Source organism: Arthrobacter sp. Bi26 (assembly GCF_918697925.1).
Lineage (GTDB): Bacteria > Actinomycetota > Actinomycetes > Actinomycetales > Micrococcaceae > Arthrobacter.
The window spans coordinates 1-7,813 of record NZ_CAKKMF010000139.1; the positions used below are offsets into that span (position 1 = coordinate 1).

The window sequence follows — 7,813 nt, forward strand, 5'->3', positions numbered from 1 at the left end:
CGATCCACAACTACGGCATCCAGGAATACATGCAGCACTCGGATGCGACCAACGAGGTCTTCGAACAGTCCATGACCTTCGTGGACGGCTACCTGCACCCGGGAGACAAGCCCGGCATCGGCGTCGAATTCAACGCCGAAGCCGCCGCCGCCTACCCCTACCAGCAGGCCTACCTGCCCTACAACCGCCTCGTCGACGGCACCGTCCATGACTGGTGATCCGGCCATGACTGGTGAACCGGCCATGACAAGTGAACTGAAGACCGCCGGTCCCGCCCACATCGTGGTGATGGGCGTGACGAGTTGCGGCAAAAGCACCGTAGGCGCCGCTATCGCCGACCGCCTCGGCGCGGAATTCCTCGACGGCGACTCGCTGCACCCGCAGGCCAACATCGACAAGATGGCCTCCGGCATCCCGCTGGACGACGACGACCGGGCACCCTGGCTGGCCGAAATCGGCAGGCGCTTCTCGGCGTCGGACTCCGGTCTGGTCATCGCGTGCAGCGCGCTCAAGCGCTCCTACCGCGACATCATCCGCAGCGGGGACTCATCCGTAGTGTTCGTGCACCTGCACGGCACCCGGGAACTGCTGCACAAGCGCATGGCCGCACGCCCGGGACACTTCATGCCGCTCTCACTGCTGGATTCGCAGCTGGAAACCCTGGAAGAACTCCAGTCCGACGAAGCAAGTGTTGTAGTGGATATCGCCACGCCGGTGAAGCAGATCGTAGATGACGCTGTTGCGGCCCTCGCCGGGCCGCAGGGCGATGCAACCCGGTTCCTGGTGGACCTGAAGGCCGCGCCGTTCAACCTCGACGAATCCGCCATCGCCTGGGTGGAGTCCACCATCGACTCCATGACGGATGAGGAAAAGATCGGGCAGCTGTTCATCAACCACAACAACGACTACTCCCCGGAATACCTCGACGGTGTCCTGGAGCAGTACCACGTGGGCGGCATGCGGTACCGGCCGGGGCCGTCAGCCGACGTGCAGGAACACATCCGCTACGCGCAGTCCAAGACACGGGTACCGCTGCTGATCGCGTCGAACCCCGAAATGGGCGGCGCCGGCAGCTGCGACGACGGGACGTTCGTCTCGACCCACCTGCAGGCGGGTTCGCACCCGGACAAGGACATCGCCCGCCAGATGGGGCGCGTTGCCGGTGTGGAGACAGCCGCGCTGGGCTGCAACTGGGCCTTCGCGCCGATCGTGGACATCCACTACAACTGGCGCAACACCGTCATCTCCACCCGGGCCTTCGGCAACACCCCGGAAATCGTGGTGGAACGGGCCAAGGAGTACTTCGACGGCATCAGCGAATCGCCAACCGTGTGCGCCATGAAGCACTTCCCGGGGGACGGCCTGGACGAACGCGACCAGCACGTGGTCACGTCCTACAACACGTTCGGCTACGAGGAATGGACCAGGACCTACGGGCATGTGTACCGGGAGATGATCGGGCACGGCGTGCAGTCCATCATGGTCGGGCACATCGGCGCGCCGGACTTGTCACGGCATTTCCGTCCCGGCCTGGCGGCGGAGGACATCCTGCCCGCGACCCTGGCGCCGGAACTCCTCCAGGACCTGCTCCGCGGCGAGCTCGGCTTCAACGGGCTGATCCTCACCGACGCGTCCCAGATGATCGGCCTCACCCAGGCCATGAAGCGCAGCGAGCTTGTGCCGGCCACCATTGCGGCGGGCTGTGACATGTTCCTGTTCTTCCGCAACCCCGCGGAAGATTTCCGGTACATGATGGACGGCTTCAAGTCCGGGGTCATCACGGAAGTGCGGCTGCAGGACGCCCTGCGCCGGATCCTGGGCCTGAAAGCCTCGCTCGGACTGCACAAGGCCGCACGGGAATCCCTCGTCCCGCCGGTCGAAGCGCTGCAGCTGATCGGGAGCGCAGCCCATTTGGCCATCGCTGCCGAAGTTGCGGACAAGACCGTCACGTTGGTGAAGGATACTGCGCAGAACCTGCCCATCACCCCGGAGACGCACAAGCGGATCCGGCTGTACGGCATCTCCGGCGGTGCGGATTTCACCATGGCGGATCCTCTGGCCTACCTGGACACTGTCCGGGACGAGCTCGAGAATGCCGGGTTTGAAGTCCATCTGTTCAAGACGGCGGCGCAGCGCAAGGCGGCAGGGGAGGAGGGCGTGAATTTCATGTCGGTCATCTCCGAGGAAGCCACGGCGGATTACGCGCAGAAGTACGACGCCGCGTTTGTGTTCGCCAACGTGAAAGGCTTCGCCCAGGAAGCAGCCATCCGGATCAAGTGGTCAACACCCATGGCGGCCGAGATTCCCTGGTACGCCACCGAAGTCCCCACCGTGTTCGTCTCGCTCAACCAGCCCAACCACCTGATTGACGTGCCGATGGTGAAGACGGCCATCCACGCCCACGCCGGGTCGCCCGAGGCCATTCGGGCGACCATCGAGAAGATCCAGGGCAAGTCGGAGTTCCAGGGCACGTTCAACGAGAACGTCTTCTGCGACTCCTTCGACACCAGGCTCTAAGCCGGCGACGCCGGGCTGCGCGGCGCCCAGGTTTCGGCTCGCCGCTACGTTCTCGGGCTGGCGCCAGGGTTTCGGGCCGGCGCTACGCGGATCCCCGCCGCGCCGGTCCGAAGCCGCAGCGCAGGTCCAAAACCTGCGCGAAAACCCCTCCCGCGCCACCCCGTGCAGGCGTAGCGTGGGGCCATGGAGAAGACCGGATGCGCGGTGGTGGGCGGTGGACCTGCGGGGATGATGCTTGGACTGCTGCTGGCCCGGGCCGGGGTGCAGGTGACAGTCCTTGAGAAGCACGCTGACTTCCTGCGGGATTTTCGTGGCGACACGGTGCACCCCTCCACGATCCGGCTGATTGACGAACTCGGGCTCGGGCAGGACTTCAGGCAGCTGCCGCAGAGCCGCCTGAAGAATGTCGCTTTCCCCGTCCCGGGCGGGCCGCCCGTGACCATGGGCGACTTTAACGCCCTGCCGCCGCCGTACAACTACGTCGCCATGATGCCGCAATGGGATTTCCTGAACTTCCTCGCCGCCGCCGCAGCCGAAGAGCCGGGATTCACCCTGCTCATGAGCCGTACGGCCACCGGGCTGGTCCGCAACGGGGGCCGTGTCCGCGGAGTCCGCTTCCGGACCCCGGACGGCACGCAGGACGAACTCCTGGCGGACGTCGTGATCGCAACGGACGGCCGTCATTCCGTGCTCCGCGCCGCGGCCGGGCTGGCGCCGAAAGAGTTTCCCGTGCCGTTCGATACCTGGTGGTTCCGGTTGCCGCGGTATGCCTCCGAAACTGGCGAGGTGGCGGGCATCGTGCCGGCCTTCGGCCCCGGCGAGGCGCTGCTGGCGCTGTTCCGCAACGACTACTACCAAATGGGCTACCTGGCGGCCAAGGGCACCGACGCCCGGATTCGCGCGGAGGGCGTCGAAGGGTTCCGGCGGCGGGTCGCGGCGCTCCGCCCGGACCTCGCCGACCGCGTTGACGCCATCCGTTCCCTCGATGACCTCCACTGGCTGGACGTGCGCCTGAACCGGCTGCGCTCGTGGCACATCAACGGGCTTCTGTGCATTGGCGACGCCGCCCATGCGATGTCGCCGGCTGGCGGCGTCGGAATCAACCTCGCCATCCAGGACGCGGTGGCCACCGCCGAGTACCTTGCCCCCGCACTGCTCCGCGGCCGCGTGAGCACGGAAGACCTCAAGAAAGTCGAACGACGCCGGCGGCTGCCCACCGTCATCGTGCAGACCGTGCAACGTGTCATGCAGCGGGCGGTCTTCGTCCCGATCATGACCGGTAAGCGGTCAAAGGCGCCGTCCGCGGCACTCTTCCTTGCCCGGCACGTTCCGGTGTTCCGCACCATCATTCCCCGCTTTATCGCTTTCGGTCCGCGCCCGGAGCACGCACCGGCCTTCGCACGCCGGGCCGAACCCCAGCCGCAGCCCTAGCCGCGGCCTGTCCGCCACCGTCGATTGCTCCGTAGCCGCCCTTTAGAGCTCTCAAAACGGCGGTTACGGAGCAGCCGATGGGTCAGCCGTGCGCCGCGAGGTACCCGATCAGCCCCTTGACCGTGGACACTGCCGGGTAGTCACGCTCCGGGATGTCCACGCCGGTGTCCGTGTCGATCGTTTCCACCAGCCGAAGGAAATCCAGCGAGTCAAGCTCGAGGTCCTGCCGCAGCCGGGCGTCCTCGTCCACCTCGGCCAGGTCCACGTCCGGTGCCACCTTGCCTATCGCGGACTGCACCGCCGCCCGGGCGTCTTGTTCGTTCATGGTTCCTCCGGTTTCACAGGTGCTCCGGTTCTTGCAGCAGTTCGTCGATCCGGGCCAGGTAGCGGCCGCCGCGCAGTCCGTCGCTGACCCGGTGGTCCGCCGAGAGCGTGGCAATGACAGCGTGCCGGACCCCGAGGAGCCCGTTCTGGGCCCAAGGCTGTTCCATTACGCGCCCGAATCCCACCATGGCGACCTGGGGCGGGTAGATCACGCCGTAGACACTGTCCACGCCGAGGTCCCCGAGATTGGTCACGGTCAGGGTCGGATCGGCCATTTCCGCTCGCTGCAGCCGCCCGGCCCTGGCCCGGCTGACAAGATCCCGCAACTGCTCCATCAGCACGTCCAGGGGCAGGGTGTCGGCGTCGTGGATTGCCGGGGCCACGAGGCCGCCCTGGCGCAGGGCCACCGCTATGCCCAGGTGGACCGAGGCGCTGGGCCGGAACTCGCCGGCGTCGTAAAATCCGTTGACCTCCGGTACGTCCCGTGCCGCCAGCGCCGCGGCCTTGAGCAGGAGCGCCGAGGAGACCAGCCGGGCGGAGACGGGCCGGTGCGCGTTGACGGACTGCATCCATTCGACGGCGGCCCGCAGATCCAGCGTGGTGCTTAGGTAGTAGTGCGGGATGGTCTGCTTCGAGCGCGTCATCAGGGCGCCGATGGCGCGGCGCAGGGTGGCCACGCGCTCCGACGGCGGCCTCCCTTTTATTGGCGCCGTAGGCGCCGCCGGCGCTTCCGGCGTCGCCAGTGCCGGTATGCCGCGGTCCGGCACCCCTGGCTCCGGCCCTGCGAGTTCCGGCCCGGCGACGGGCAGGGCGGTCTCCGGAAGTCCCGGACGCGCAGCGCTGGCGGCGCCCTGCACGTCGGCCACCGTCACGGCGCCGTTCCTCCCGGTACCGGTCACGGTTGACAGCCCGATCCCGAGCTCCGCCGCGAGGCGCCGGGCCCGCGGCGAGGCACGCACCCTGCCCGCATCGCCGGGCCTGGCCGCCATCGCGTGTTCCACGTCCGCCCGGGTGATGGTGCCGTCTTTGCCGGTGCCCTGGATCCTGCCGGTGTCCACGCCCAGCTGGTGCGCCAGGTGCCGCACCGGTGGCGCGATCGGCGGACCCGGCGTAGGGCCGGGCGCTTCCGGAACCTGGGACTTGGCCGCACTGGCTGGCGACGGCGTCCGCGGCGGGACTGCTTCATGAACCGGAACCCCGACCTCGGCCGGGGTCTGGGTGATCCGGGCCAGCGGGGTTCCCACCGGAACAGTCTCGCCGAGGTCCACCAGCAGTTCGGCGACCACCCCCTCCTGGAAGGATTCCACGTCCATGACGGTCTTGTCTGTATCCACGACCGCCACGAGGTCCCCGCGGCGCACATAGTCACCGGGCTTGACCAGCCATTCGACAATCTTGCCGTGCTCCATGTCAGCGCCGAGTGACGGCATCAGGAAGTCACCCACTGGTATCCACCGTCATTTTGGCCGCGGCCACGATTTTCGCCTCGGACGGGAGTGCCGCCAGTTCCAGGTGCTTGGCATAGGGGATCGGTACCTCGGCGCTGCAGACTCGGGCCACCGGCGCATCGAGGTCGAAAAACGCCTGTTCGGTGATCCGTGCGCTCACCTCGGCCGAAAGGCTGCCGCTGCGCCAGCCTTCATCGACCACCACGGCTCGGTGCGTACGGGTCACGGAGGCCAGGATGGCGGCGTCGTCGAGCGGTCGGAGCGTGCGCAGGTCCAGGACCTCGGCGTCGATCCCGTCAGCCGCGAGCTGTTCCGCGGCGCTGAGCACCGCGGGGAGGGTCCCGCCGTACGTGATCAGCGAGATGTCGTTGCCGTGGCGCCGGATGGCGGCAGTGCTGATGTCCACGGGGCCGGCGTCGTCGGCCAGTTCCCCGGGGACGTTGTACAGCGAGCCGTGCTCGAAGATGAGTACGGGGTCCGGGTCCTGAAGCGCCGTCCACAGCATGCCGCGGGCGTCTTCGAGGGTAGCCGGGGCGAGGATCCGCAGGCCCGGAATATGCGCGTACCAGCCCTCGAGGCTGTGCGAGTGCTGGGCACCGAGCTGGCGGCCCGCACCGGTGGTCATCCGGATCACGAGCGGCACGTGGAACTGGCCGCCGGACATGTGCAGCAAGGTGGCGGCGTTGTTCACGATCTGGTCGAGGGCCAGGAGGCTGAAGTTGACTGTCATGATTTCCACGATCGGGCGCATCCCGCCCAGGGCCGCCCCGATCCCGGCGCCGACGAACCCGGATTCCGACAGCGGGGTGTCACGGATCCGGTCCGGGCCGAACTCCTCCAGCAGGCCCAGGCTGACCGCGAACGAGCCGCCATAGGCGCCCACGTCCTCGCCCATCAGGAACACCCGCTCATCGCGGATCATGGCGTCGCGGATGCCCGCCCGGAGCGCCTCACGGTAGCTGGACTTCATGGGGCGCCAGTTTCCTCTCCGGCACGCTTTCCGGCAGACTGCGTGCCGGCGCCAGTGACCGTGCCTTCTCCGGCGACACGCTCGCTGTAGACAAAGCGGGTCAGTTCCTCCACCGGTTCCGGGGTTCCGGCCTCGGCGAAGTCGACGGCGGCCGCGATTTCCGCCTGGGCGTCCGCCTGCAGCTTTTCCCACTCAGCGGCCGGGAGCTGGCCCGCGGATTCCAGTGCGGTCCGCAGCAGCGTGATCGGGTCCCGTTCCATCCACCGCGACACCTCGTCCTTCGTGCGGTAGCGTTCGGGATCAAACATGGAATGGGCCCGGAAGCGGTAGGTCCGCAGCTCCAGGAAGTGCGGTCCGCCGCCGGAGCGGACGGCGTCCACTGCGCGGCGTGCGCCCTCCTCGACGGCCAGGACGTCCATTCCGTCCACGGCCCACGCGGGGATCTCGTACACGGCGGCCTTGAGGGCGATGTCCGTCTGCGATTCGGAGCGGGCCAGCGCCGTTCCCATGGCGTAGAGATTGTTCTCGCAGCAGAACAGCACGGGCAGATGCCAGAGGGCCGCCAGGTTAAGGCTCTCGTGGAATTCACCTTCGGCCACGGCGCCCTCGCCGAAGAAACACACCGTGACGTTGGTGCGTCCGGCCATCTTGTCGGCGAGCGCCAGGCCTACCGCGAGGGGCAGGCCCCCCGCGACGATCGCGTTGCCGCCGAAGAAACGGGTGGCGGCATCGAAGAGGTGCATTGAGCCGCCGCGCCCGCGGCAGCACCCTTCAACGTAACCGTACATTTCGGCGAGGATCGCCCCGGCAGAGACGCCGCGCAACAGCGCGTGGCCGTGCTCCCGGTAGGTCGCGACCACGGCGTCTTCCGGTCCCAGGCACGACAGGACACCGGCGGCGACGGCCTCCTCGCCAATGTAGACATGCAGGAAGCCGCGGATCTTGGCGGCACTGTAGAGCTCGACACATTTCTCTTCGAGCTGGCGGACACGAAGCATCTGCAGCAGCAGTTCCCGGCCGTGGGCCGCGTCCACGGGGCCTCCGCGCGGGCCCGCCGTGCCCGTCATTTCGGCGCCTGCTGTGTCGGGGCCGGCTGCTTGGGGTGTGGGGCACTCGCCGGGGC

General features: G+C 67.9%; 6 protein-coding genes and 1 pseudogene. 3 read left to right on the forward strand and 4 right to left on the reverse strand.

Annotated elements, in window-relative coordinates; all coding sequences use genetic code 11:
• The 3 genes and pseudogenes from LQV16_RS22075 to LQV16_RS22085 all read left to right on the forward strand — a co-directional run.
• Positions 1-218, forward strand: a pseudogene (locus tag LQV16_RS22075) (bifunctional D-altronate/D-mannonate dehydratase); the annotation flags it as partial.
• Positions 219-243: 25 nt separating this feature from the next.
• On the forward strand, positions 244-2,517 hold the full coding sequence (locus LQV16_RS22080) for a gluconokinase, GntK/IdnK-type (protein ID WP_229995997.1): 2,274 nt from the start codon (positions 244-246) through the stop codon (positions 2,515-2,517).
• Positions 2,518-2,700: 183 nt separating this feature from the next.
• Positions 2,701-3,948 (forward strand): FAD-dependent oxidoreductase, encoded by a 1,248-nt coding sequence (locus tag LQV16_RS22085; RefSeq protein WP_229995998.1) that lies wholly within the window; start codon positions 2,701-2,703, stop codon positions 3,946-3,948.
• A gap of 82 nt (positions 3,949-4,030) precedes the next feature.
• Here the strand turns inward: LQV16_RS22085 and LQV16_RS22090 are convergent, their stop codons facing one another.
• The 4 genes from LQV16_RS22090 to pdhA are packed head-to-tail and all read right to left on the reverse strand — an operon-like array spanning position 4,031 to position 7,757.
• Positions 4,031-4,273, reverse strand: a complete 243-nt coding sequence (locus tag LQV16_RS22090) for an acyl carrier protein (RefSeq protein WP_229995999.1) — start codon at positions 4,271-4,273, stop codon at positions 4,031-4,033.
• 13 nt (positions 4,274-4,286) lie between these two features.
• Complete coding sequence (locus LQV16_RS22095; RefSeq protein ID WP_229996000.1) at positions 4,287-5,717, reverse strand: 2-oxo acid dehydrogenase subunit E2; 1,431 nt, start codon at positions 5,715-5,717, stop codon at positions 4,287-4,289.
• Complete coding sequence (locus LQV16_RS22100) at positions 5,710-6,690, reverse strand: alpha-ketoacid dehydrogenase subunit beta (RefSeq protein ID WP_229996001.1); 981 nt, start codon at positions 6,688-6,690, stop codon at positions 5,710-5,712. Before LQV16_RS22100 ends, LQV16_RS22095 begins: the two co-directional genes overlap by 8 nt.
• Complete coding sequence (gene pdhA, locus LQV16_RS22105) at positions 6,687-7,757, reverse strand: pyruvate dehydrogenase (acetyl-transferring) E1 component subunit alpha (protein ID WP_229996002.1); 1,071 nt, start codon at positions 7,755-7,757, stop codon at positions 6,687-6,689. The genes LQV16_RS22100 and pdhA overlap by 4 nt, the downstream gene beginning before the upstream one ends.
• Positions 7,758-7,813: the final 56 nt, after the last annotated feature.